Origin of the sequence: Pseudomonas sp. B21_DOA, assembly GCA_030544685.1 — a bacterium.
GTDB classification, from domain to species: domain Bacteria; phylum Pseudomonadota; class Gammaproteobacteria; order Pseudomonadales; family Pseudomonadaceae; genus Aquipseudomonas; species Aquipseudomonas fluorescens_AO.
In genome coordinates this window covers 3,422,542-3,447,757 of the sequence record CP086683.1, presented here as the reverse complement: position 1 = coordinate 3,447,757, position 25,216 = coordinate 3,422,542, and the positions used below count along the sequence as shown (strand labels likewise).

Genomic DNA, 25,216 nt, shown 5'->3' with positions numbered 1-25,216 from the left:
TTTCATTCACGATTCAATGGCCCTCCGGCACGGGCCCGGCTCCCTATCTTTCAGTGGAAGCGTGTGCCTGACGTATGGAGATGGCCATGCCGGGACTGAATTTTTTGCTTTCGGCCCCAGGCTACCAGTGGTAGCTCTAGTTGCTTCGACGCTTTTCAATGCACATCATGAAAACTCGACAAGGAGACGTCTCTCATGCCCGAACCAATACTGCACCTGATGGCAGGCAAGATTGCATCCGGCAAATCGACATTGGCCAAGTCCTTGGCATCCGATTGTTCGGCCATTCTGCTCAGTGAAGATCATTGGCTCTCACAGCTCTACCCTGATCAGGTCGAATCAGTGCTCGATTACGTACGGCTTTCGCGGCTGCTGGAGTTCCCCACTGTTTCCACTACATCGAACTGGATGATGAGACCTGTCGGGCCACCTACTACAGCATTGGAAGCATTTGCGGATTGAACACGATCTCCCACAAGTGCCCATCCGGGTCAGCGAAATAGGCCGCATACCCTCCGTAGAACGTTTCTGCCGCCGGCTTGACAATCTGCGCTCCGGCTTTCCTCGCTTCTTCTAGAACCGTATCGACTTCATCCCTGGAAAAAACGTTGTGCCCTATGGTTGAGCAAACATTCCCGTTCAGAAGCGGTATTCCAGTATCCGAGGCAATGCTTTTCGTCGGCCACAAGGCGAGTTTGATTCCACCGTGCAGATCAAAAAATGCGACGGCACCGTTCTCGAACTCAGTACCAATAATGCCTTTCGTGACAAGGCCAAGCCCGTCGCGGTAGAAGCTGACGGAGCGCTCAAGATCTTGTACGCCGAGGGTAAGAACAGAAATTCTAGCTTGCATGACGTTCTCCAATTTAAAAGGACTGAACATCACCAATCGGGATCGCTGTGCAGTGGGACACACGACCACCATCCTGAGCCCGTAAAGTCAGGTGAAGGTCGCGGGGTTGGACTGATGCCAACGCAGAGCTCCCGAGGGAACGGCCGGACTAACCATACCGGCCCGTCTTTTTCGACAGCTGAATGCTACATCGCATTGAACACTTTGTCCGCTTTTGGCCGTTATCCGCCCTCTTTAGGTAATTTGCGTTCAATCAGATTGAGCGCCTCCTTCCAATATCTCAAACCCGTCATCAACGGGGGCATACCCGACAACTTTTCTGCTCTGATCAATAGAGAGACGCTTATATCGGTTATCTGAGACCCCATGGATAACGTGAAAACCCTTCAGCTCGGCTTCAACGCAATTATTGAGAAGTGCGACAACATCCCTAAAACTGATGAAGGCCGCAACGTCTCTGGGACTGTGGGTTTGCCCTTGTTGAAATTTGGCTACGTTGGCAATCCGGACTGCGATGGTCGTCATCTGTCCATCGTTTGCATACAGCGAAGCCAAAGCTTCTCCGAACGCCTTGCTGACTCCGTAGAGATTGCCTGGTTTAGGTGCCATGCATTCCTGGACCTGAACATCCGTTGGATATCCCTCAATCACTTGGGCACTGCTTGCAAATATGAAGCGCTTGCAACCTTGTGCCTTTGCGGCAAAAAGCATGTTGTAAGTGCTCACGATGTTCACTGGAAGCAGTGAGTCCATGAAATCGGCGTCTGGGTCAGGGTCAGCGGCAAGATGGATGACGGTATGGATACCTTCGCAAGCTCGAAGGCAACTGGCTTGATCCCGGACATCCAGAGCGAAACGCTGTGCCGAGTCCGGGAGTTGAGTTACGTCTAGATCGGCCAAACGCAAATCGGATTTATCGTCGCGCTCTTGCCAAAAAGCAGTGCCGATCTTTCCTGCCGCACCTGTGACGAGGATTTTCCTTGAGCTCATTTCGGCATGTCCTTATGGTAAATGTCACGCCAGCCTCCCAGCCTTGTGATCGGTTTACAACCACCGATATGAGCAATCGTGAATTCAGACAAGCGCTGTAGCTGGCAATGCTTTCGAGCTGACCAGGCCATTGACAAATTGAACGGCTCATACGTCACTCCCTGCAGTCGTTGAACTGTAGCCGAACGCTGGTCACTCTCCACCTGTCACCGAGGGCTCAGACGATTATTGCCAACAAAAGCTGTTTCGCCTCGGCATGGAGGCACAGAAGGAGATTTCTGAAGATTTTCGAGCGTTGGAGGCTACTTAGCGGTAGAGCTGTTCCCTTCTACCGGTCGACCATCAAGGGCAGGCAGCGGATCGGTTGAAATGCCAGTGAGTATGGACGCCCATGCTGCGTAAGCTTGCTTGTGGCGAGACACAGCTTCATCCCAGCGGTGTCCTGTCACTTCGTGCGCCACAACGAGCATCATGAGGTGATTTGTGGCTGCATCCAGATCAAGCAAGAGGTGGTGGGCGTTGAAACGGAAATCGTCGGTCGCAGGCATAGGATCACGCTTATTGTGAGTGAGTGGGTAAACGCATTGGCGCTCCCCACATGACATCATCATGACATTGGACTGTATAGTTAGTACGGACACCCGGACGACCGGTAAAGTCGGTATCTCTGCTATCGACATAGCCCCTGCAACTCAACCGTATTGGCAAGAGGTAATTGGCAGACCTCGGCTCAGGCTGTGAGCGGCCACCTTAACTCGAGGCCGCGGTCTCATTGCGTCGAGCCGTCTGGAGTGGAAATCTGATAGACCCAAAGCTACCGTCTCGATGAATTCGGGAGGCGGTGCAACAACTCTTGAGCTCCCCGCTCCTCTCCCGCAAAACCTGCGTCAGTTGCGCGATAACGGGCGCTTATTCAACGTCTTTCTGAACGCGAAAAATCGTCCAACCCGCGATCAAGATCAACAGCATTCCCGCCCATGTAAAGCCGTCTGGCACTTCGTGAAATAGTAGATTACCCCACAGGCAAGCGAAGGCCAGGTAAGCATAGTCAAAGGTGCCGACAAGTGCGGGAGGTGCAATCTGGTAGGCCCTGGCGGTAGCTGTATTTATCAGAATCAGCATGCAGGCATAACAGGAAATGAAGGCTATCTCCTGCCAACCGAGTGTCTGCCATGGAGATAGTAAAAACGGAGCGCGAACAACCGTTGCCTCGCTGACGTTCAGCGAGGCGATACCTCCCATGCAGGCGGCAAAAAGGAAAGCGACATTCAATCCTAGCGCCAGTACGAGAGGATGTTCACTGCGACAATTTCGGCGCGTCACCACCATCGCGAGTGCGTAAAAGACAGCGCCGACGACAGGCAGCAACGTCGCAAGCGTGAAGATTTCCGAACCCGGGCGCAGCACCAAGGCTACGCCGGCAAAACCTGATCCCACTGCAGCCCAGCCGGATGGAGACAAAGGCTCACCGCCATAGCAGGTGGAGAAAAGGGCTATAAAAATCGGTGTCGTGTAGATTGCAACGGCAGCGACCGATAGTGGGATTAACGGCAGTGCCGAGTAGTAAGTCACCCACATCAATAACAGCAGAAGACTCCTGGCCATTATCCACGGAACGGAAGTAATTCTGAGACGGCCTGTGCGTATGCGTCGGCCAAGCCAAGTGCCTAGGGCGGGAACCGAAAGGCAAGACACGATCAAGAATAGCTGCCACAGGGGCAGCTTAGCGCTGAAGTATTTGACTGCTGCATCGGCCAGGGCAAGCACAAAAACAGCGCCGACAATGAGTGCTATACCCTTGGGAGCGTTATCGATCCGAGTACCGTATTCGTTCATGAATTGCTTCCCTGCCCAATAAGCTCTAAGCCTACCCACTTCGTAAAACTTCACCAAGGCACGGGGTGCGGCCGATGGAGTAGGTGTCATGTCGATGAGGATCGTAGCCGTGGCTGCCGAACCACGCTTCAATACGCTCGATTCCTCCTGGTTGAACACTGCGGATGACCCAGTCAGTGCTGTCGGGTTGGCCTTTTTTCCTATCCATGAATGCGTACGTTCCCGAGTCTGTTCGGACGTGGTGATCTGTCTGCCGGGAATATACAAGTGCGAGTATTGGCTGTCTGCTTTTGCCTGAAAGCAGTCCATGGCTCCAGTCTTGTCACTGAACCGTCACGCCTGCTCCTTAGGCTCTACCAGTCCCCGCCATCGCCCCAAGAGCCCGCATTCCAAAATGCTGCCCATCACCGCCACCTCCCCAACCCGCCAAAAATCATCCTGCGCTCCGACAACCTCACCTCTTCCGACTTCGGCGCCCTGTTCTCCAGGCTCTTCGGCAAACGCTACGCCGATACTCCGCCGCCGCCCTCCAACATCATCATCGGCGGGGTCTACGGGCGGCACGACGGAGTGAGTTTTCGGCGTATGCATTACCACGGCGACTTCAGCGTCACCCTCCCCGATCCGCAGAACGAAATCACCTTCGTCATCCCCACAGCCGGCAAGATCGTTTTCAACCACGCCACCGAGTCCATCGGCATGGCGCATGTCGGTCTGGCGATCGACAAGGCGGATATCCGTTCGATGCGCTTTGTTGATGATCACGCGCATCACGGCATCTCGATCAATCGTCAGCAGCTCACCGAGCGGTTGGCGGCGCTGCTGGAGAAGCCGATTGTCCAGAGGATCGTGTTTGAGCCCAGCGTTGATCTGAATGCGCCAGCTTTCAAGGGCCTCAAGGCGTTGATTGATCTGGCCACGGGCACTGAGTTCGATGCCTTGATCAACAGCGGTACGCTGATGCCGTCGCGCTTGCGCGAGATGTTGATCGATGCGGTGCTGGAGGCGTGGCCGCACAATTTCACCGAGGCGCTGCGCCAGCCGGCGCCATGTGTGGCGCCGCGATATGTGAAGGTGGCGATGGAGTTTATCCAGGCGCATCCGCAGCAGTTGGTCAGTGGTGTGGATCTGGCGCGGTTGAGCCATGTCAGCCAGCGCGCCTTGCAGGAAGGCTTTCGGCGTTTTGTCGGGATGACGATTGTGGCTTATCAGCGTCAGGTGCGTTTGCAGCGCGCCTATGAGGCGTTGGCGCGCGGGTATGCAGGCTCCGTGACGGAAGTGGCGTTGCGCTTTGGCTTCAGCAATGTCGGGCGCTTCTGTCAGTATTTTCAAAGTGCTTACGGCGTGAGCCCGGCGGAGTTGAAGGCCAGGCGTTGACCATTCGGTCCGGCGAAACCTGCATTTGATTGAACAGCAGAAATCTCAGGGCGACTAACCCCAGACAGGCCACTTGGCAGAAAGGGGTTTTTATGACCGAGGATTTCATCGGCTTTTTCACAGCACACACGATTTTAGGCATTTCACTGGCGAACTGGGTACTGGCGTTTCTCGCCGCGACGCTTAGTTATCTGCTGACCACCACGGCGATCCGTTTCGTGTTCCGCAAGGTGCAGGCGCGGGCCAGCGCCGGCAATGGGCATCTGACCTACATGGCCAGCGAAGTGCTGGCGGCGACCAGCACCACGCTGCTGCTGTTGGCGTCGATTCTGGTCGGCATCGGTTTGCTGGATTTGCCGGAGCGCTGGCTCGGGCGGGTCAGCAGTTTATGGTTCGTGGTGGCGGCGTTGCAGGTCGGCCTGTGGACCAACCGCGCGCTGGCGCTGGGGTTGCATCGCTATTTCTCGCGGCATAACGCGACCGGCACTTTTCAGGCGAGCGCATTGGCGACCCTGAGCCTGTGGGGCGTCAAGGTGTTGCTGTGGGCAGTGATTCTGCTGGCGATGCTGTCGAACCTGGGCGTCAACATCACTGCGTTCGTCGCCAGCCTCGGTGTCGGCGGTATCGCTGTGGCGCTGGCGGTGCAGAACATTCTCGGCGACGTGTTCGCCTCGCTGTCGATTGCCGTCGATAAGCCGTTTGAGGTGGGCGATTTCATCGTCGTCGGCACGCTGGCCGGTACGGTCGAGCACGTCGGCCTGAAGACCACGCGCATCCGCAGTCTTGGCGGTGAGCAGATTGTCATGGCCAACGCCGACATGATCGGCAGCACCATTCAGAACTACAAACGCCTGCAGGAGCGTCGGGTGGTGTTCGAGTTTCGTCTGACTTACGAATGCACCACCGGACAGATTCGCCAAATCACCCAGCGCGTAGAAAGCATCATCAAGAATGAAAAACAGGCACGCTTCGACCGCTGCCATTTCCGCAGTTTTGGTGAAAGCGCGCTGGAATTCGAAACGGTGTACATCGTTCTGGACGCCAGCTACAACGTCTACATGGACGTGCAGCAACGCATCAATCTGGCAATCATGGAAGCGGTGGCCGAGCTGGACGCGACGTTCGCCTTCCCGGCGCGCACCGTGCATGTCGCCTCGCTGCCCGAACCCACCGCGCAGCCGGCACGCACACAGCAACCTTCGCGTGCGCAGCATGCTTGAACTGAAGAGCCCGGCAATTTGCCGGGCTCGCTGTGTTCAAAACGCGTAACTGGCCTTGAGTCCGCCATTGAAACCGTGGCTGTCACCGCCACCGTTGGCCCCGACCTCAGCGCCGACACTCAGGGCGCCGAGGTTTGCCATCAAGTTGGCGCCGCCACTGAACTGATCGCGGTTATCGAACGCCGCGCGCTGCTCGATATCCAGCCCCAGCAGGTGGCCTTCGCTGTCGACGTGCTGATCGCCGAGCGCACGTTCATAGCCCACGCGAACGCCCGGGACCAACTGCCACGCGCCCATGGCCACTGGGGCAAATGACACGTCGAGATTGGCAACCGCGCTGCGGCGGGTCTGCTCGATGCCATCGACGTCGAGTGCCAGCTCACTGCCCTTCTCTTTGAAACCTTGCAAGTCGAGATGACTGACGCGAAAGCCCAGACTCGGCTCGAGAATCACACTGCTGAGCGGCAGGCGATAACCCAACGCCACGGTCGCGCCAGTGAGATTGCCGTGAGTGTCGCCCTTGGCTGTGCCGAGGCCACCGCCGAGCTCGCGTTTGCTGTCGTAGTCGACGTAACCGGCGCTGGCGTTGGCATCGACAAACATACCGCGCTCAAGGCTGATGAGGCCGTAACGCGCACCAAGGTTGAGGAAGGTCAAGTCAGTCTCGGCCTCGCCACCCGCCCCGCCGACGCTGCCCTTGCTGTAGCCGAAACCGCCGCGCGCGCTGAGTTGTTCGTTGAAGCGCTGGGTGATGCCGAGCATCAGGCCCTGGCTGTGTTCGTTGCTGCTCTCAACATGGGCCGAGCCGTCAGTGCCGAGGTAGCTGGCGAGCGCGGTGCTCCAGAGGCGGTATTGGCCGGCTTTCAGATCGCTGCCGCTGGCGAACGCTGCGGCGGCTTGTTCGATCATCGCGTTCTGCCGCAGCAGGTAGCTGGCCGCATCAGCGTGGACCTGTCCGCCAACTTGAGATTCGACACCGCCCAGCGTGCCGGCGTCGATCGCGGATTGCAGGTAATAGTTGTAGGCGCTGTAAGTGCCGGACAGCTCGGAGTTCTGCAACTGCCGCAGCAACTCGGCGCCAGCAGCGGCGTTGCCGATCAGCCCGGCCTGCCCCGGCAAGCTGTTGTACTCGACCAGCTTGCCGCGCAGCACGTAAATGGTTTCCTGGGACAGACCGAGGCCCTGCTTGAGGTAATTGTCCATGCTGCCGTACTCGGCGGCGACCTGGTCGAGACCGGCCTGCAAGTAACTGGCCTGCACCCCGAGCAACGGCTCGTAGACAGCGGCCATGCTCGGCGGCAGCGCTTTCAAGGTCGCGGCGACACGGGCGGCGGTGTAGTCGTTGGTCGCCAGATAATTGGCCATGATCGTAGCCTCATCGACGCCAGCGATGCTCTGCAACACAGCGGCGGTCCAGCCGGTGCGATCCTTGCCGGCGGTGCAGTGGAACAGCTGCGCGGCGTCGACACTGGCCAACTCATTGAACAACTGGCCGAACTGCCCGCGCATGCCGGCATCGCTGACGAAAGCGCGGTTGGTGTCCTCCATCATCGCCACCGCTTCGGCGGCGCTGTGGAACGAGATATTGGTGATGTTCGCACCCGAGGTGGTGCTGCCGATGATGTCGATGTTGCGATAGACCGCGCCGCTGATCATCGTGTCAGGCGTGGCGGCAATTTCGCTGGGCGTGCGCAGGTCGTAAATGGTTTTGATGCCGAGACCATTGAGTGTCGCCAGATCCGCCGCCGATGGGGTCAGCGCGTTGGAGCGGTAGAACACGCCACTGCGCATAACGCCGCCGTGGGCGGTGGAGTACGCGGTGGTAATGCCGGCGATGTCGCGGAAGTTGTCGATGCCGGACAAGCGCGGCGTGTCGAGGGTGACAGGCTCGGCCGCATGGGCAGCGGCGATGGAAAGGCTCAGAACGGACAGCGAACACAGAAGACGTTGGAACACAGTGCAGCCTCATGAAATCAGCGTTGGGCTGGTCACTATGGTCAGGCGAGTGGGAAGGAATATGACAGTTTCGGCTGGCTACAAAATGCCTGCGCGAATGGGCCGTGGGGTGCGTGATCGGTCCATCAATCCTGCTTGAATGTGTTGACGATCCCTGTGGCGGCGAGCCTGCTCATGAAAGCGGCGTGTCAGCCGATTATATTCAAACTGAAAAAAGCTTTCGCGAGCAGGCTCGCTCCCACAGGGTTTGGGAAAGTATCCGTTTTTTCAATTTGTCGCGCGCAATGCCAACCCCTTATAAGACTGCCATCACTTTCAAGAACAAGAGGCTGTACCCATGAGCAACGCCTGGAACGAAGGTTATTTCACCGACGAAGGCTACACCTACAGCTATAGCCGGGAGATCAATCCGGTGTTCCTGCGTTACTGCCTGTTGTTGCGTGGGTTCGCCACGCTGGAAAGCAACGACGGCGTGCACTGCGAACTGGGCTTCGGTCAGGGCGTGTCGATCAACATCCACGCCACGGCCAACCCGGGTTCGTTTGTCGGTACGGACTTTCACCCGGGTATGGCCGCCCATGCCATCGACCTCGCGACTGCCGCCAACAATGGCGCGCGTCTGTATGACGACAGTTTCGAACAGCTGCTAGCGCGCAATGACCTGCCGCAGTTCGACAGCATCAGCCTGCACGGTATCTGGACCTGGGTCAGCCGCGACAATCAAAAACTGATCGTCGAATTCGCCCGCCGTCACCTTAAACCGGGCGGTATGCTTTACGTCAGCTACAACTGCTTCCCCGGCTGGTCGCCGTCGGCGCCGCTGCGCAATCTGTTCAGCCTGCATGACCGATTCGCCAACGCCTCGGCGCGCTCCGATCAGCGCATCGACGCCGCACTGGAGTTTTCCGAAGCGCTGCTCGCGGCCAATCCGAAGTATGCCGCTGCGGCGCCGAGTCTCGGTGCGCGGCTGCAGAGCATCAAGGGCCAGGATCGTCACTACGTCGCCCACGAATATTTCAATCGCGACTGGAATTGCATGTACTTCGCCGACATGGTCGACGCGCTGGCCCCGGCCAAACTCGACTACGCCACCACGGCAGTGCCGCTGGACTCGGTCGACCCGCTCAACCTGAGCGCCGAAGGCATGGACTTTCTGGAAACCATCGAACACCCGATCATGCGCGAGCAAGCGCGGGACTACTTCGTCAACCAGCACTTCCGCCGCGACCTGTACGTGCGTGGCGCGACGCGCCTGTCCGCTGCCGAACGCCGGGCGAGGATGCTGCACAGCCGTTTCGCGTTGCTGCAATCTTGGGAAACTGTCGCGGGCTCGGTCACCGGTCCTGCCGGCGAAGCGACCCTGCAAGCGGAAATCTACGGCCCGGTGCTCGATGCCTTGGCGGCGCAGAACTATGCGGCCAAATCCATGCGCCAATTGCTCTCCGAGACTGCAATGGCTTACGACGACCTCGAACAAGCCCTGGCCGTGCTGATCGGTATGGGCGCGGTCGCTCCGTGCCAAAGCGAGGCCGCCGAGGCGCAGGTCAGCGGTCGCTGCGCCGCGCTCAATCTGCAACTGTGCAAACGCTCGCTGTACGGCGCCAACATCCAGACCCTGGCCAGCCCGGTCACCGGTGGTGGCGTGACGGTCAGCCGCTTCCAGCAACTGTTCCTGATCTCGATCAAGCAAGGCAAACAGCAGCCGGCCGAATGGGCGCAACTGGCGTGGGGGTGATCAGCGAACAAGGTGAAGTGCTGATCGACAATGGCCAACCGCTGCTCACCGCTGAAGCCAATATCGCCGCACTGACCGCACAGGCGCAGGTGTTCGCCGAGCAAACGCTGCCTGTGCTGAGGGCGCTTAAAATCGCTTGATTGCAAACGAACCAAGGTGGGAGCGAACCTGCTCGCGAAAGCGCCAGGTCAGCCGCCAAATCGGTAACTGACGTACCGCATTCGCGAGCAGGCTCGCTCCCACGCTGCTCATGAAACAGGGTCAAGCCAACCGTCCTGTTTTCGGAACTTTCCGCCCTCTGCCGTCCGTCCAGCCACCCTGCAATAAACGAAATTTCTGCTTCGCCGACTCCTCACAAACTATGCATGCGCTGACGCCCACACGGGCTGATGCGCGATAGCTGGTCTGAGGAGTTTTTGAATGTTCATACATAACAAGCGACTTCAGTACACCGTTCGAGTAGCCGAGCCCAATCCGGGCCTGGCCAATCTGCTGTTGGAACAATTCGGCGGTGCCAATGGCGAACTGGCCGCAGCAGCGCGCTATTTCACCCAAGCCTTGGCCGAGGAAGATCCGGGGCGCAAAGACCTTCTGCTGGACATTGCCACCGAAGAGTTGAGTCACCTAGAGGTGGTCGGCTCGATCATCGTGATGCTCAACAAGGGTGCCAAAGGTCAACTCGCCGAGGGCGTGCAGGAAGAAGGCGAGCTATACCGCGCGTTGAATGGCGCCGGTAATGACTCGCACATCACCAGCCTGCTCTATGGTGCCGGCGCACCTCTGGTCAATTCGGCTGGTGTGCCGTGGACGGCGGCCTACGTTGACTCGATCACCGAGCCGACCGCCGACTTCCGCTCCAACATCGCCGCCGAAGCACGGGCGAAAATCCTCTACGAACGCTTGATCAACATCACCGATGATCCGGGCGTCAAAGAGGCGCTGGGCTTTTTGATGACGCGGGAAATCGCCCATCAGCAGTCGTTCGAAAAAGCCCTGCATTCGATCCAGCCCAACTTCCCGCAAGGCAAGCTGCAGGGAATGCCCGAATTCACCAACAAGTACTTCAACATGTCCGGCGAGCCCAACGTTCGTGGCCCCTGGAACGAGGGCGGTGCGTGGGAGTACGTCGAGAACCCAGAACCTGCGGTCGATGGCGGCGATGGTCTGGCGACCGTCTCCCTTCCGGCTGAAGACGCACAAGTGCTTGAGGCGATGAAGACCCGCACGGCCTCCGACCCACTCAGCGAACCGGTGACTGGTGCTGATCTGGGCTCCGGTTACGTGCAAGGCAAAGATGTCTGAGTCCAGCCCGGCGGCCCCGATCCGGGGTCGCCACTTGCTCAAGGTGAACAACATGAAAAGCAGCAAAGTCTCGGCACTGACCACTGAACATTTTCAACGCTTGATGGAGCATGCATACGCGTGTTTTGAGCTCGACTGCAAACAGGCCTGTCGGGGGCTGAAAGTCAGCATGGCCGTCAATGTATTTGGCCTGGGTACGCTGCTGCCGAATAACTTCGCCGAGGAGACCACCGTCCCGCCAGCGGACGAACATCCAGCCGTCGACGACGCCTTGCCCACGATGCCGGTATTTGCCAAGCGCGCATTGGCATCGCGCAACCGTTCAATCGAGGTGGCTGAACCATTCCATCGGTAAAAGGAGCGCGACATGAGAACACTTAAAAATCCGGGTTTGCCCTCAAGGCCGATCATCGCCCCCGGCCTCCTGTTTCTGCTGGGCTGCGCGATATTCGCCGGCGGAACGCTGATCATGATGAGCGAGCTGGCGGGGAAAGTCGTTGCGATGTGAGCCTGTCGCTGCTGCACATTCAAAACAGCACCGCAGCCGCTTCCCTCATGAAGATCTCAATGGTCTTCGGCCCTATCCCCTCGAACTCGGACAGGCGCTTCTCCAGCGCCTTGCGATCCGCGCTCGCTGCGACGATGTTACTGACCTTGCCGGCGTACTCGTTGTTGAGCTTGCTGGCCAACGCGAGTAATCGCGACGCCGTGCTCTCGTCATAGCGCACGTAACGCGCCTGCCCCAGCATCGACACCAGTTGCCGGTGAGTACACTGCGCAAGCTTTTGCGGGGTGTCTTTGTGATGCTGCTCTACTATGACTTGATACGCCTTGGCGGCGATCGCGCCCTGTATCCTTTTGCCCATCAGAAAACTGGCCAGCAGCCATTTGAACAGGCCGGATTCGTTGGCGTTTCGCAGGTCGATGTTCAGGTCACCGGCCGTGATGATTTCACTCACAAGTCTCACCTCAAGGCGCGCGTCTATTACAGATGTTGACCCGGCACGGCTTTGAACGATCCAATGGCCGCCGCCCGACAAGGGCAATAAATTGAATCCCCAGTGGAAAAGGATGGTCATCTTTCAGAGATGCGAGATGACAAGCATAAGGACCTTCAAATGCTCGGCCGCAAACTGCCCGACAGCCAAGGGCATGACGCTGCAGAAACCGCTCCCATCAAAGCTTCCAGCGACATAGCCGCTTTCCGCCTGACCGTGATCTTCATGCTGACGGTGATTCTGGCGTTTCTGGGAGTGGAAGGATGGCGGACGTGGCGTGACTACCATTCGGCGTTTTCGTCCGCCCGGGATTCGGTCACCAACCTCGCGCGCGCAACGGCGCAGCACGCCGAGGACGCCATTCGCCAGGTAGACGTGTTGACCGCCGCGCTGGGCGAGCGCGTCGAAGGCGATGGCTTGCAGAACATCGATGTGCCCCGGATCCACAAGTTGCTGGTCCAGCAGGCCAAGTTGATGCCGCAGCTGCACGGCCTGTTCATCTACGGCCCGGACGGGCACTGGATCGTCACCGACAAGGAAAACATCCCGGATCCGGCGAACAATGCCGACCGCGATTACTTCCAGTACCACCGAACCCACACCGACCGAAACGTGCGCATCGGTGATGTCGTCAAAAGCAAATCCACGGACGACCTGATCATTCCGATTTCCCGCCGCTTGAACAACCCGGACGGCTCCTTCGCCGGCGTGCTGCTGGGGACGATCAAGGTCAGTTATTTCGTCGACTATTACGGCGATTTCAAGATCGACGACAAGGGCGCACTGGTACTGGCGTTGCGCAACGGAACGATTCTTGTACGTCGCCCCTTTATCGCCTCGGTGATCGGTCAGAGCCTCGCCGACAGCGAGGTTTTCAAGAACTACCTGCCCTATTCCAATCAAGGCATCGCCGAAGTCAGAGCCGTCGTCGACGGCACCCAGCGTCTGTATGGCTACAGGGCTTTGAGCACCTATCCGTTGGTGGTAGAAACAGGCCTTTCCCGCGAATCGATCATTGCGCCGTGGCGCTGGGACCTGATCAAAACCGGCTTCGTGTTGATGTCGGTGATCACCGCTTTCACGATCTTTGGGTGGATCGTCTTGAGGCAACTGCGCCAACGGATGGTCATGGAAAAGGACTTGCGCCGTGCACACCAGGCCATGAAGGACATGGCCCTGACCGACAGCCTGACCGGGCTGGCCAACCGCCGCCGCCTGGACACCGCGCTGGCTGACGAAATCCGTCTGGCCAGACGCCAGGGCTCCTCGATTTCACTGATCATGATTGATGTTGATCACTTCAAACTCTACAACGACACCTACGGACATGCGGCGGGCGACGATTGCCTGAGCGCTGTCGGCCAAGCGATTGCGCGAGCGGTCAAGCGACCGGGTGATCTGGCCGTGCGCTATGGCGGCGAGGAGTTTTCCGTGTTGCTGCCCAACACGGATATTCGAGGGGCGGCGCTTGTGGCAGAGGACATACTTGAGACCATTCGCTCATTGCAGATGGAGCACAGTGCTCACCCGCTGGGTCACGTCACTGCCAGCGCGGGCATTGCGGTTGGCCAGCCAGCCGAACAGGACGTGTCCCCCGCCGTGCTGATCGAATCGGCTGACAAGATGCTCTATGCGGCAAAGCAGCAAGGCCGGGACCGTTATTGCAGTGGCGGGGACAGTGGCCTGGAATGTGATGGACCGTGACGGTCAATTAGTCCGGCTGACCACCCGGATATGTGTAATCCCCACCCGCTCTGCCTGCTCGAGAATCTGCTCTGGAGTCGAGTCCGCGGGCGGCATGACCAGGCTGTTTTCGGCATCGCCCAGATGCAGTTCCAACAGATGCATCGCCGCGTCGTGCTCGGCCAGTTGCGCTTCCTTGAGCTCGAGCAGATAGGTACGGGGCTCGCCGTTGAATCGGTATTCGATGTGATAGGTGTACATGATGTCGTCCGCGTCGGTGGGAAAAGGCAGTGTTTATCCTGACGCGACGGTCAGCTTTTAGTTCAACCTGACTGCCATTTTGCGTTTGCAAACAAACTTTTTGCGCAGCGAAGCGTCCTCTTCTTAACTCTCCATAACAGCTGATCACAGCTAAGGACCGGCAATGACCTTCTTCATCTTCCTCTTGGCCTGCGCGGCGGCGGCAACCACTGGCGTGATGTTCAAACCCGGCCCGTGGTACGAAGCGCTGACCAAACCCTCCTTCACCCCGCCCAACTGGGCCTTTCCGATAGCGTGGACGATCATCTACCTGCTGCTGGCCTGGGCCGGTTATCGCCTGAGCCTGATCCCCGGCAGCCAAACGGTGCTGGCCTTGTGGGCCGCGCAAATCGCCCTGAACACGCTGTGGACGCCAGTGTTCTTCGGCGCGCATCAGGTGCTAGCGGCGTTGGTGATTCTGGCGGTGTTGTGGGTGGTGGTCGCGGTGATGGTAGTACTCGCGCTGCAACTCGACGTGGTCACCGGGCTGATTCTGTTCCCGTACCTGGCCTGGCTCTGCGTTGCGCTGGCGCTGAACTGCTCGATCCTGATGAAGAATCGCCTGTGAGCGACTTTCCATGGCCGCAAGGCGAGCGCGAACTGGCGCAGGTTCGCGCGTTCAACAAAAAGCTCGCCTGGCTGCCGCGTTTCAAGGTGCGCAATCGAGTCACCCCACGGCTGATTCAGGCGTTGCTGCGGGCGGGTCAGCTCGGCGGCGCCGGCAAGTTGCGCCAGCATGGGCTGACCGCCGAACGGAAGATCATCGCCACGGTGCCGGTACGCATCATCCGTCCCAAGGGCAAAGCCAGAGGCGTGGTACTGGACTTCCATGGCGGTGGCTGGGTGATCGGCAATGCGCAGATGAACGACAACTTCAACATCGCCATCGTTAATACCTGCGACGTGGCGGTGGTGTCTGTGGATTATCGGTTGGCCGTGTCGACGCCGATCGAGGGCTTGCTGGACGATTGTCTGTGCGCCACGCGCGGCATCTTGAACGATGCTGAATTTGCTGGATTGCCCGCAGTCGTCGTCGGTGAGTCGGCCGGCGGGCATCTGGCGGCGGCCACCCTGCTCGCGCTCAAATCTTCGCCCGAACTGCTGCAACGGATCTGCGGCGCGCTGCTGTATTACGGCGTCTACGACCTGACCGGCACACCCAGCGTGCGCACCGCACCCGCCGATACGCTGGTGCTCGACGGCCCCGGCATGGTCGACGCGTTACGCCTGCTCACGCCGGATATCAGCGACGAACAACGACGCCAGCCACCGCTGTCACCGCTGTATGGCGATTTCAGCGGGCTGCCGCCAGCGCTGCTGTTTGCCGGCGACCTAGATCCGCTGCTGGATGACACGCGGCTCATCGCCGATCGCTGGCAACACGCGGCGCCGGTGGAGTTGTACGTGCTGCCGGAGTGTCCGCATGGCTTCATCCACTTCCCCACCGCCACTGCTGACCATGTGCTGGCTTACAGCAGGCAGTGGATCTCGGCACGAGTGGCGAGCTACTCAGTGAAATCCGCCGAAATCAGCCCGGCACTTTCGTAGCTGCCGATCAACTCATCAAACAACGCAATATCCCCTCGGCTGCGCGCAATCAACTGCGCGCCCGCCACCGCGGCGTAGATCGCCCGTGCCCGCGCCTTGCAGCTGTCTTCGTCGGCAGATCCAGCAGCGATCAACACTTGGGTCAGCCATTCGATATTGACCTCTGCGAATTTCTTTACCTGATCCTTTACCGCATCTGGCAAATCTTGATATTCGGCAGCCATGAAGCTGACCAGGCACAGCCGATTACCGTTTTCCAGCGAAGTGCGGAAAATCGACGGGTACAACTTCAGAGATTGCTGCGGCTCGGGATCGGCCTCACGAATGTCGTCCAGCGCCTTGGCCGCGTCTTGCCAGTAACGCTCGGCGACTGCCGCGCCGAGGTCGGCCTTGCTGGGAAAGTGGTAGTAGATGCTGGCGTTCTTGATACCCACCACTTCACCGATGCTACGGAAGTTGATGCCGTTGTAGCCGTGGGTCTGCGCCGCTGTTTTGGCGGCGTCCAGAATCGCTTCGCGTGCGTTCACGCTCATGTCTGTGTGTCCTTGATGACCATCGATCAATGGGGCCGATTGTACTCGCGTAAGATTTACCTGCCAATTGGCAGGTAGGGGATTGACAGCAGTAAATTCTGACCGCAATCTTTGCCTACCAACTGACAGGCAGGGAAAATGATATGACCGCTGACTCGACTCACAACGATGCTCAATCCGTTTCGAAACTGAAAATCTACGACTGGTACAACGGCCCCTACCCGGCCCGCGTACGCATCGCCCTGGCGGAAAAATCGCTGTTGCAGCGCACCGAATTCGTCTCGGTAAATCTGTGGAAAGGCGAACACAAGAACCCCGAGTTCTTGCGCTTGAACTACTCCGGAACGCTGCCAGTGCTGGAGCTGGACGACGGCACGCTAATCGCCGAGTGCACCGCCATCACGCAATATCTTGACGCCCTCGACGGCAACACGGTGCTCACCGGCCGCACTCCGGTTGAGCAAGGACGGATCCACATGCTGACCAAACGTGCCGAGATCGAATTTCTCGATGCCGTCAGCGTGTATTTCCACCATGCAACCCCGGGACTTGGCCCGGAAGTGGAGCTGTACCAGAACGCCGAGTGGGGCATGCGCATGCGGGACAAAGCTGTGCGCGGCATGCGCTATTTCGACAACTTGCTGCGTGATCAACCGTTCGTGGCCGGCGCGAGTTTTTCCATGGCCGATATCGCCGTGTTGGGCGGGATGATCTTCTCGGCGCTGGTTGAGCTGGAAGTCCCGGAAGATTGCACGGCACTGCGCGAATGGCACGCGCGCATGCAGCAACGTCCGAGTGTGCAGCAATGGCGCGCGATGGTTGAGCGCGGCGAACCGTAAAAACCAGACCAGCAAAAAAGGCGCCTTGATCGGCGCCTTTTTCGTTGTCAGCTCACCTTGATCACAACCTTGCCAAACGCCCCCTTCGCCAGATGCTCATAGGCCTCGCGCGCCTGTTCGAACGGATAGACATGGTCGATCACCGGGCGAATGTCGTGCTCGGCGAGGAACACGTTCATCCGGTCGAACGATGAACGCGGTGCCACCGCAATGCCGCGAATGGTGGTCTGGCGGAAGATCAGCGGCATCAGGTTCAGCTCGACGGTCTGCCCTGTGAGAAAGCCAATCTGCGCAATCCGCCCCGAGGCCATGGTCGCTGATACCGACTGATTGATGCCATTGCCTCCCGCCACATCAAGGAGCAGGTCCACACCCTTGCCCTCGGTGAGTTTGAGCACCTCGTCCGCCCAGTTCGGCGTGCTGCGGTAGTTGATACCGGCGACCGCGCCCAGACGTTTTACCGCGTGCAGGTTTTCATCGCTGCTTGAGGTTGCGATGACTTTGGCGCCCAGCGCGGTGGCGATCTGTACGGCGAAAATCGATACGCCGCCAGTGCCCTGCACCAACACGGTCTGGCCCGGTTGAATCGCGCCGAAATCCACCAGCGCGTACCACGCGGTCAGCGCGGCGATTGGCAGCGTCGCCGCCTCTTCATCGCTCATGTTGGCCGGCGCGCCGACGGCGCTGTCCTCGTGAATGATCATGTACTCGGCGAGGCCACCGGGCAGTGGCGAGCCAAAGCAATAATCCGGTTCGTTCGGCCCCGGCTCGCCGTCCAGCCAGCGCGAGTACAGATGCGAATTGACCCGGTCGCCGACCTTGAAACGAGTAACACCGGCGCCGATTGCGACTACGGTACCGGCGGCATCGCTCACCGGAATCAGCGGTTTTGGCACTAGGTGCGGCTCGTAGATACCGTCAACGATGGCCTTGTCGCGGAAATTCAGCGAGACCGCGCCGACCTTGACCAACAGCTCGCCAGCCTTGGGCTGCGGCGTTGGCGTCTCGCCGAGCTGCAGATTGTCGAGCCCGAAATCTTTCAGTAACCACGCTTTCATGGTGAGTCTCCAGATGCGTTATTGGCCGCAAACCCTCAGCAGGTTTGCCTTGGGGCCATGATTGGCTTTTACACCAGCGCAATAAATGCTTGGAAACAGACAGGATTGTTCTATTCTCAGGCAACAAATCCAGATACTGAAGCTCAGCGGAAAAGTCATGGAATTACTGCAATCGATGCGCCTGTTCGCCCGGCTGGCGGAGCTGGGCAGTTTCACCAAAGCCGCCGAGTCGCTGGATATCGGCCGGCCGCAGGTCACTCGCTATATTCAGGAACTGGAAACATCGCTGGGCGTTCGCCTGTTCCAGCGCACTACGAGGAAAGTCGCACTCACCGCCGAGGGTGAACTTTTCTATCAGCGGGTACAGGAAATCCTCGCCGAGATCACCGCCGCCACCACGATGTTCGATCGCACCGGAGCCACGCTGTCCGGCCGCCTGCGCATCGATATCCCCACTGCGTTCGCGCAACTGGAATTCATCAAGAGCCTGCGCGAATTCACCGACACCTACCCCGGCATCGACATGGTGCTGGGCGTCACCGATCGTGCGGTTGATTTGGTCGGCGAAGGCATCGACTGCGCGCTGCGCATCGGCGAGCTGCCCGACTCAACGCTGATCGCCCGCCCTATCGCCTTGGCGACCATGGTCACCTGCGCCGCGCCCGAATACCTGCGCGACCACGGCACGCCGGAAACGCTTGGAGATCTGGCGAACCATCAAGGCGTGAACTTTCTCTCGGGCCAGAACAACCGCACCTTGCCCTGGCAGTTTTCACTTGAGGGCAAACAGAAAACCTACGTCAGCCGCCAAGGTATTACCGTCACCGAGTCGAACGCCTACGTGCAGTGTGGCGTGTCGGGTTTCGGCATCATTCAGGCACCGGGTATTGCGGTGGCCGAGCATTTGGCTAACGGTGCTCTGGTGGAAATTCTGCAACCGCTGCGCCCGCAGCCTCGGCCGGTATCGCTGTTGTACCCGAGCCGCACGCACTTGCCAGCGCAGGTTCAGGTGTTTATCGAATGGTTGCAGGTGCGGTTTGTGCAGTTGTATGCGGGGTGGGTGGTAGGTTGAATCTGGCTTTATCCCGCAGTTTCTGCAGCGTGCGCACCTAGGACTTAACACTGATCCCGCGAGCAGCAAAGACTTCACGCGCAGCCGTTATTCCGTTCAAGGCGCTGGGAAATCCTGCGTATACGGTCATTTGCAAGATCACATCGACCACCGCCTCCGGTGTGCACCCGACGTTCAGGGCTCCGCCGATATGCACTTTCAGTTGTGGCTGTGCGTTGCCCAGTGCGGTCAATGCCGCAACGGTTGCCAGCTCACGAGTGCAGTGGTCGAGGCCGGGGCGGGCGAAGACATCGCCGTAGGCAAAACTCAGAATCCAGTCCGCAAGCTCTGGAGCAGTATCCTTCAATGAATCGACCACTGCCTGACCAGGTCCGCCAGTAATCTGCGTCAGAGCGGCTTCTCCGCGCGCTCGACGATCAGTCATCTCCACCGGCGCTGCGACACTGGTCACGCTGGCGCCGATCAATGTGGCGGACAGCAAGCGGTTGAAACCGGGAAGTTTACGGATCATGGTGTTGCTCCTTTTGCTCAAGTTGGTGATAGATCTGAATCTTGTTATCCAGAACCTTCAGGGACTGGCTCAACTGGCTGATCTGCGCTTGCACGTGCCGGCGATGCTGCTCGAGAAGGTCGCGGCGTTCTGCCAGGGTCGAGTCGCCTGATCGACGCAATTCGGCATACCGCAGCATTTGCTGGATCGGCATTCCGGTCGCCTTCAGCCGGAGCAGAAACTCGGCCCACAGCACATCCTTCTCGGCGTATACCCGGTGGCCATTGCCACCGCGCCCAACCGGGTCGAACAGCCCGATGCGCTCGTAATAGCGGATCGTGTGAGCGCTCAAATCAAGGCGTTTGGCCAACTTTGAAATTGTCAGTTCTGAATTCATGTCATCACCGTAAAGGTTTGAGTGCGCTCTAAGTCAATGGCTATTTTCCATCGAGCAGAATCAGGCAAATCGCCAACAGTATCCGCCTAACGCCGACACCGCCCTGCCCCCTAATCTGAACCCATGCAGAACACACCACTGCAACGGGTTAGCCAGAGACTGATCTGAACGACCCGGACCTCAATCGAAATTTGACCGGAGTCACCGCCATGAAAACTGTAAGCCAACTGATCGCTATCGCCACCTTTGCCCTCAGCGCCAGCGCATTCGCCGTACCGAGCAATCAGGAAGATCGTTTCTTCACCCGGGTCAGCGAACCACAGCAGACTGTTGCTGCCGACGGTTCTGACCGCACCCCGGGTCGTCGCGCAGCCTAAGCGCGTGCTGCCGAGACAAGAAAAGTCCTGCGGGTTTGAAACCCGCAGGACTTTTCCGTTTCTTGAGGCAAGACCTGGAAAACCCTATTGATAGGAACAGGCAATACTTCGATCCGATCCGGCATAGTCCAACAGCGTTATCCGTCCTAGCATGGACTCTCCAATCGCCTGCTGGAGTACAGATCCATGAAGACCCTTTTCATCACCGGTGTCAGCAGCGGCTTCGGCCAGGCGCTGGCCAAGGAAGCGCTCGCTCAAGGTCACCGGATTATCGGCACAGTGCGCAGTGAGTCCGCTCTGGCAGCTTTCGAAGCTTTATCGCCCGAGCGCGCGCATGGGGTGGTTCTGGACGTTACCGATTTCGATGCCATCGATGGGGTGGTTGCGGCAGTGGAGGATCGTCACGGCCCGGTGGACGTGCTGGTCAACAACGCAGGTTATGGCCATGAGGGGATTTTCGAAGAGTCATCGCTGGAGGAAATGCGCCGCCAGTTCGACGTCAACGTGTTTGGCGCAGTGGCGGTGACCAAGGCCTTCGTCCCGTATTTCCGCCAGCGCCGCGCGGGGCATATCCTCAATATCACTTCGATGGGCGGCCATATCACCATGCCAGGGATCGCGTACTACTGCGGCAGCAAGTTCGCTCTGGAGGGCATCTCCGACACCTTGAGCAAGGAGCTTGCGCCCTTCAATATTTTTGTCACCGCTGTGGCGCCGGGGTCATTTCGCACCGACTGGGCAGGCCGCTCGATGCAGCGCACGCCGCGTAGCATCAGCGACTACGACGCAAGCTTCGATCCGGTGCGCAAGGCCCGGGAGGAGAAAAGCGGCCATCAGCTGGGCGATCCGCAGAAAGCTGCACGGGTCATGCTGAGGATTATCGACAGTCCAAACCCGCCGGCCCACCTGCTGCTTGGCAGTGATGCTCTGGCGTTGGTGCGTGACAAGTTGCAACTGACGGCGGAGAGTATTGAGCAATGGGCAGCGCTTAGCCGCTCGACGGATGGCTGAGCAACGCGGAGAACCTCAATGCGGAAACCGAAAGACCCGCTCACAACGCGCATGGTCCAGCTAATGAGCCAGCTCGCCCCGCTGGAGGGTTACAACCTCAGCCAGCTGGACGATGTGCGTTTCCTGCGCTCCAACCGACCGCTGACCCGCACGCCAGTGCTGTATGAACCGGGCATCGTCATCCTTTGTCAGGGCGTAAACGCGGTTATCTCGGCGATGAAATCTACGTCTACGACGCCCAGCACTATCTGGTGGTGTCGGTGCCGGTACCCTTCACCATGGAAACCGATGCCAGCGAAACCGAGCCGATGCTTGCGGTGTACGTGCGTCTGGATTTCGCCTTGGCTGGCGAGCTGATTCAGCAGGTCGATGAACGGTGGGATTTCCCCAGAGCGCAGCCGATGGGCATGTACGCCTCGCCTCTGGACGAACCGCTGCGCCGGTCAACCCTGCGTTTTCTTGAAGTGATGAGCAACGATGCCGACGCGCAAATCCTCGGCCCGGCGATGCTGCGCGAGCTCTACTACCGTATCCTCACCGGCGAACAAGGTGGCACCCTGCGCGCCGCCATCGCCCAACAGGGCCAGTTCGGCAAAGTGACCCGCGCCATCCACAAGATCCACAGTTGCTATCACCAGCATCTCGACGTAGAAACCTTGGCCGAGGAAGCGCAGATGAGCGTGCCGAATTTTCATCTGCACTTTCGCAAAGTTACCGACTCTTCGCCTATGCAGTACCTGAAGTCGACGCGGCTGCACCAGGCGCGATTGCTGATGCTGCGTAACGACCTGACCGCGGCAAAATCGGCATTTCTGGTCGGTTACGAAAGCGCCTCGCAATTCAGCCGCGACTTCAAACGCCTCTTCGGCCGCACACCGCTTGCGGAAGTGGCGTGGATGAAACAGGCCTATGCGTTGCCGGCACCGACGACTGCTTCGCCGTTTGTGTCGTCGCACTGACTTCCGGTGCCCCGCCCCGCGCACTTATCGCAGCAAATTCCCCATCCGCATAGTGCTTGCCCCTTCCTGTGTTTCCTCGCCCAATCACACAGGTCAGCCACCTGCCTCAGGATGGGATCATGAACACCACGGCCATTCCCGAAGGTTTCACTCCGTTCACCCGTAGCAGTCCATTGCTGGATCTGCTCGGCCCGATCTACGCCAGAGGCCACGGCCTGCAATTGGAACTGGGCTTGCTGACCGACTCCCGCCACGCCAATGGTCGCGGCACTTTGCATGGTGGTGTATTGGCGACTTTGGCCGATGTCGGCATGGGCTACGCCATGGCTTTCTCCAGCGATCCGCCGCAGCCGTTGATCACGGCGAGCATGACCCTGGATTATCTCGGTGCGGTGCAAATCAACGAGTGGCTCGAAGTGCGTCTTGAACACTCCAAAAAGGGCCGCCAACTGGCGTTTGCTGGCGTCAGTCTGCACGTCGGTGAGCGAACGGTTGCGCGCGCCAGTGCCGTGTTCGCGGTGCCGCTGAGCTGAAGCGCGAAACCTCAGTCTGACGCTTCAGAATCATCCCGCGCTGGAACAGGAATTTGCCATGAGGGTTTCTTGCCGATCTGGCTATCGAACGTGCGTCGCGCTTGGCGGAAACCCTCGACGTTTTCCACCACCCAAGTCCAGATCGGCGACATCCGCACCAGTAAGCCCATGCCCAATGGCGTCAGCTCGTACTCGACGTGCGGCGGCACATGGTCGAGCTCGCGCCGGGTCAGCAGGCCGTCGCGTTCCAGCGCACGCAGGGTTTTGGTCAACATGCGCTGAGTCACGCCGGTCATCTGCCGTTTGATCTCGGCGTGACGCATCGTGCCGTACACCCCCAAGGCATGCAGGATGCCCAAAGACCAGCGACTACCGGCGTGCGCAAGCACTTCGCGGCGCACGCCATCATCGTCTCGTCTGAGCGTCTGGCAGATTGCTTCTGCCTCACTGAGCGCTTGCTGATCAGTCACTTCTTCACCTGGTATCACGCGTGTGCCTTCTTCTGAGTGCTGCCCGATCGTGCCAGCATTTGCCGATCTTACATGCAGATCTCAGGAGACATCATGACCGAATCGAACCACCCTTCCCCGCAATCCATTCTTGTCCTTGGCGCAGGCGAGCTCGGCCTGCCGGTTTTGCGCAACCTTGCGCGAGTGGCAAAGCGCTCGCCTGGCAGCAGGATCAGCGTCCTGCTCAGGGCCTCGACGATCGACAGTCAGGTGCCGGCAAAGAAATCCGAAATCGATGAACTGCGCCGTCTCGGCATGCAGATGGTGGCGGCAGATCTGGTCAACGATTCGATCGACCAACTGGCCGAAGTCTTCGCACCTTTCGATACCGTCATCGGCTGCGCCGGCATGGTGGCTGGTCGCGAGACGCCGATGAAGCTGGCGACCGCTGCTCTCAAGTCCGGCATCAAACGCTACTTTCCCTGGCAGTTTGGCGTGGATTTCGAGGTGATCGGCCGGGGCAGTCCGCAGGATCTGTTCGATGCTCAACTCGACGTGCGCGAACTGCTGCGCGCGCAGGACAAAACCGAATGGGTGATCATCTCGACCGGCATGTTTACCAGCTTCCTGTTTGAGCCAGTATTTGAAGTCGTTGATTTCGACAACGCCACCGTTAACGCCTTGGGCAGCCTGGACACCAGTGTGACGCTCACGACCCCGGACGACATCGGCAAGCTGACCGCAGAAATCGTTTTCTTCGAACCGCGTTTTCGCAACGAGATCGTGTATCTGTCGGGCGACACGCTGACCTATGAACAGGTCGCGGGCCTTCTCGAACGCGTGCTCGGACGGCCCTTCAAGCGTAACGTCTGGACAGTGCCGCACCTGATGCAGGAACTGGAAAAAGACCCCACTCACCACATCAAAAAATACCGCGCGGTGTTTGCCCAAGGTCGAGGTGTGGCGTGGCCTAAAGCAGGCACGTTCAATGAGCAGCGGGCGATTCAGGTCACGACGGCTGAGCAGTGGGCGAGGGAAAATCTTGGGCTGTCTGCAACCTCGTAAAGCTTAGTAGCATGTGGCCACTTTTCGGTATCATCTGCTTCTGAAAAGTCCGATGGTATCCAGGAGCAGTACATGTACGGGAATGGCAGATTTGGTTTGACGCTTTTGGCTGGAGCATTGGCACTTAGCGGTTGTACTTCACTGTTTCAGGGTAAACAGTATCAATTTCCCCGGCAGGATGAACCCTCGGCGACGGTCAGGCTTAAATATGAAAGCGGCACTAACCTCGATGCGATGACCTTCAACGAATCGGGATGTTACGCAGGCTTCACGCCTTTGCCCTATACCGAGGGTTTTATCCAATCGCCGGTAGCTGTCGACAAAGAGCTGGTTTTGACTTACCGACAAACAGTTGGTGGAAAGTTTTGCCAGATACCCTTCTCTTTCACCCCTCAGGCTGGGGCCAGCTATACGTTGAAGTCGGGCTACTGGACTGAACCCAAGGCTGGCCTTCTCCCGATCTTCACCTTCAATCAACAATACTGCGGCCTGGGCGTAGTCAAAAAAATCGGATCTCAGGAAAGCATCGAACCCATCAAGCAACTGCGTATCAAAACCGCTTTTGCATGCCTCAGATTCGTCGAGTGAAAACAACAACCTGTCTCGCTCGGCGCCCAGTAAAGAACATCCTGGTC

At 58.8% G+C, this 25,216-nt stretch carries 26 protein-coding genes and 4 pseudogenes; 18 read left to right on the top strand and 12 right to left on the bottom strand.

Translation table 11 applies throughout. The features are described from left to right. Positions 1-195: 195 nt before the first annotated feature. Positions 196-366: pseudogene (locus LJU32_15950) on the top strand (ATP-binding protein). Between the two features lie 67 nt (positions 367-433). Here the strand turns inward: LJU32_15950 and LJU32_15945 are convergent. From LJU32_15945 to LJU32_15930, 4 genes and pseudogenes are all read right to left on the bottom strand, one after another. Beyond that, complete coding sequence (locus LJU32_15945; GenBank protein WKV87264.1) at positions 434-853, bottom strand: VOC family protein; 420 nt, start codon at positions 851-853, stop codon at positions 434-436. Between the two features lie 249 nt (positions 854-1,102). Then, on the bottom strand, positions 1,103-1,843 hold the full coding sequence (locus LJU32_15940) for an NAD(P)-dependent oxidoreductase (GenBank protein WKV87263.1): 741 nt from the start codon (positions 1,841-1,843) through the stop codon (positions 1,103-1,105). Positions 1,844-2,752: 909 nt separating this feature from the next. Next, on the bottom strand, positions 2,753-3,679 hold the full coding sequence (locus LJU32_15935) for a DMT family transporter (protein ID WKV87262.1): 927 nt from the start codon (positions 3,677-3,679) through the stop codon (positions 2,753-2,755). A 64-nt stretch (positions 3,680-3,743) separates the two neighbouring features. Further along, a pseudogene (locus LJU32_15930) lies at positions 3,744-3,887 on the bottom strand (AraC family transcriptional regulator). Positions 3,888-4,264: 377 nt separating this feature from the next. Here LJU32_15930 and LJU32_15925 point away from each other — a divergent pair. Next, positions 4,265-5,056, top strand: coding sequence for a helix-turn-helix transcriptional regulator (locus LJU32_15925; GenBank protein ID WKV87261.1), 792 nt, complete (start codon positions 4,265-4,267; stop codon positions 5,054-5,056). Between the two features lie 92 nt (positions 5,057-5,148). Further along, positions 5,149-6,276, top strand: coding sequence for a mechanosensitive ion channel family protein (locus LJU32_15920; GenBank protein WKV87260.1), 1,128 nt, complete (start codon positions 5,149-5,151; stop codon positions 6,274-6,276). Between the two features lie 36 nt (positions 6,277-6,312). On the opposite strand, the gene LJU32_15915 is transcribed toward LJU32_15920, so the two are convergent. Next, positions 6,313-8,232 carry a tyrosine-protein phosphatase gene (locus LJU32_15915; protein ID WKV87259.1) on the bottom strand — a complete coding sequence of 640 codons (1,920 nt, stop codon included), beginning with the start codon at positions 8,230-8,232 and terminating at the stop codon, positions 6,313-6,315. A gap of 337 nt (positions 8,233-8,569) precedes the next feature. On the opposite strand from LJU32_15915, the pseudogene LJU32_15910 reads away from it, so the two are divergent. From LJU32_15910 to LJU32_15895, 4 genes and pseudogenes are all read left to right on the top strand, one after another. Next, a pseudogene (locus LJU32_15910) lies at positions 8,570-10,107 on the top strand (class I SAM-dependent methyltransferase). A gap of 280 nt (positions 10,108-10,387) precedes the next feature. Further along, positions 10,388-11,269 (top strand): manganese catalase family protein, encoded by an 882-nt coding sequence (locus LJU32_15905; GenBank protein WKV87258.1) that lies wholly within the window; start codon positions 10,388-10,390, stop codon positions 11,267-11,269. A 52-nt stretch (positions 11,270-11,321) separates the two neighbouring features. After that, positions 11,322-11,624: a hypothetical protein gene (locus LJU32_15900; GenBank protein WKV87257.1), complete on the top strand. Its 303-nt coding sequence runs from the start codon at positions 11,322-11,324 to the stop codon at positions 11,622-11,624. Between the two features lie 12 nt (positions 11,625-11,636). After that, a complete protein-coding gene (locus tag LJU32_15895; GenBank protein WKV87256.1) occupies positions 11,637-11,777 on the top strand; it encodes a hypothetical protein in 141 nt (46 codons plus the stop codon). A 19-nt stretch (positions 11,778-11,796) separates the two neighbouring features. Here LJU32_15895 and LJU32_15890 read toward each other — a convergent pair whose 3' ends face one another. Next, positions 11,797-12,228 (bottom strand): DNA methylase, encoded by a 432-nt coding sequence (locus tag LJU32_15890; GenBank protein WKV91118.1) that lies wholly within the window; start codon positions 12,226-12,228, stop codon positions 11,797-11,799. Between the two features lie 159 nt (positions 12,229-12,387). On the opposite strand from LJU32_15890, the gene LJU32_15885 reads away from it, so the two are divergent. Then, a complete protein-coding gene (locus tag LJU32_15885; GenBank protein WKV87255.1) occupies positions 12,388-13,971 on the top strand; it encodes a sensor domain-containing diguanylate cyclase in 1,584 nt (527 codons plus the stop codon). A 3-nt stretch (positions 13,972-13,974) separates the two neighbouring features. Here the strand turns inward: LJU32_15885 and LJU32_15880 are convergent, their stop codons facing one another. Further along, on the bottom strand, positions 13,975-14,211 hold the full coding sequence (locus tag LJU32_15880) for a hypothetical protein (GenBank protein WKV87254.1): 237 nt from the start codon (positions 14,209-14,211) through the stop codon (positions 13,975-13,977). Between the two features lie 163 nt (positions 14,212-14,374). Between LJU32_15880 and LJU32_15875 the strand changes: the two genes are divergently transcribed. Both LJU32_15875 and LJU32_15870 read left to right on the top strand, forming a co-directional pair. Continuing rightward, entirely contained in the window at positions 14,375-14,818 is a 444-nt protein-coding gene (locus tag LJU32_15875; GenBank protein ID WKV87253.1) for a tryptophan-rich sensory protein, read from the top strand. Further along, positions 14,815-15,798, top strand: a complete 984-nt coding sequence (locus LJU32_15870) for an alpha/beta hydrolase (protein WKV87252.1) — start codon at positions 14,815-14,817, stop codon at positions 15,796-15,798. Before LJU32_15875 ends, LJU32_15870 begins: the two co-directional genes overlap by 4 nt. On the opposite strand, the gene LJU32_15865 is transcribed toward LJU32_15870, so the two are convergent. Continuing rightward, positions 15,756-16,331, bottom strand: a complete 576-nt coding sequence (locus tag LJU32_15865) for a TetR/AcrR family transcriptional regulator (protein ID WKV87251.1) — start codon at positions 16,329-16,331, stop codon at positions 15,756-15,758. The genes LJU32_15870 and LJU32_15865 overlap by 43 nt on opposite strands. A 188-nt stretch (positions 16,332-16,519) precedes the next feature. Here LJU32_15865 and LJU32_15860 point away from each other — a divergent pair, with 188 nt between their 5' ends. Beyond that, positions 16,520-17,170 carry a glutathione S-transferase gene (locus LJU32_15860; GenBank protein WKV91117.1) on the top strand — a complete coding sequence of 217 codons (651 nt, stop codon included), beginning with the start codon at positions 16,520-16,522 and terminating at the stop codon, positions 17,168-17,170. A gap of 47 nt (positions 17,171-17,217) precedes the next feature. On the opposite strand, the gene LJU32_15855 is transcribed toward LJU32_15860, so the two are convergent. Beyond that, positions 17,218-18,228, bottom strand: coding sequence for an NAD(P)-dependent alcohol dehydrogenase (locus LJU32_15855; GenBank protein WKV87250.1), 1,011 nt, complete (start codon positions 18,226-18,228; stop codon positions 17,218-17,220). A 157-nt stretch (positions 18,229-18,385) separates the two neighbouring features. Here LJU32_15855 and LJU32_15850 point away from each other — a divergent pair, with 157 nt between their 5' ends. After that, entirely contained in the window at positions 18,386-19,300 is a 915-nt protein-coding gene (locus LJU32_15850) for a LysR family transcriptional regulator (GenBank protein ID WKV87249.1), read from the top strand. A 37-nt stretch (positions 19,301-19,337) separates the two neighbouring features. Here the strand turns inward: LJU32_15850 and LJU32_15845 are convergent, their stop codons facing one another. Both LJU32_15845 and LJU32_15840 read right to left on the bottom strand, forming a co-directional pair. Continuing rightward, complete coding sequence (locus tag LJU32_15845; GenBank protein ID WKV91116.1) at positions 19,338-19,724, bottom strand: carboxymuconolactone decarboxylase family protein; 387 nt, start codon at positions 19,722-19,724, stop codon at positions 19,338-19,340. 76 nt (positions 19,725-19,800) lie between these two features. Continuing rightward, positions 19,801-20,187, bottom strand: a complete 387-nt coding sequence (locus tag LJU32_15840) for a MerR family transcriptional regulator (protein ID WKV87248.1) — start codon at positions 20,185-20,187, stop codon at positions 19,801-19,803. 209 nt (positions 20,188-20,396) lie between these two features. Between LJU32_15840 and LJU32_15835 the strand changes: the two genes are divergently transcribed. The 4 genes and pseudogenes from LJU32_15835 to LJU32_15820 all read left to right on the top strand — a co-directional run bounded on the left by LJU32_15835 (position 20,397) and on the right by LJU32_15820 (position 23,067). Further along, on the top strand, positions 20,397-20,564 hold the full coding sequence (locus LJU32_15835) for a hypothetical protein (GenBank protein ID WKV87247.1): 168 nt from the start codon (positions 20,397-20,399) through the stop codon (positions 20,562-20,564). Between the two features lie 186 nt (positions 20,565-20,750). Further along, entirely contained in the window at positions 20,751-21,575 is an 825-nt protein-coding gene (locus LJU32_15830) for an oxidoreductase (GenBank protein WKV87246.1), read from the top strand. A gap of 18 nt (positions 21,576-21,593) precedes the next feature. Further along, positions 21,594-22,534 (top strand): annotated as a pseudogene (locus LJU32_15825) (AraC family transcriptional regulator). Positions 22,535-22,653: 119 nt separating this feature from the next. After that, positions 22,654-23,067, top strand: a complete 414-nt coding sequence (locus LJU32_15820; GenBank protein ID WKV87245.1) for a PaaI family thioesterase — start codon at positions 22,654-22,656, stop codon at positions 23,065-23,067. 11 nt (positions 23,068-23,078) lie between these two features. On the opposite strand, the gene LJU32_15815 is transcribed toward LJU32_15820, so the two are convergent. After that, on the bottom strand, positions 23,079-23,537 hold the full coding sequence (locus LJU32_15815; protein WKV87244.1) for a helix-turn-helix transcriptional regulator: 459 nt from the start codon (positions 23,535-23,537) through the stop codon (positions 23,079-23,081). 93 nt (positions 23,538-23,630) lie between these two features. On the opposite strand from LJU32_15815, the gene LJU32_15810 reads away from it, so the two are divergent. Continuing rightward, the gene (locus LJU32_15810) at positions 23,631-24,581 is read left to right on the top strand and encodes an aromatic alcohol reductase (GenBank protein WKV91115.1); all 951 of its coding nucleotides are present in this window, start codon (positions 23,631-23,633) and stop codon (positions 24,579-24,581) included. Positions 24,582-24,653: 72 nt separating this feature from the next. Beyond that, complete coding sequence (locus tag LJU32_15805; GenBank protein ID WKV87243.1) at positions 24,654-25,169, top strand: hypothetical protein; 516 nt, start codon at positions 24,654-24,656, stop codon at positions 25,167-25,169. Positions 25,170-25,216: the final 47 nt, after the last annotated feature.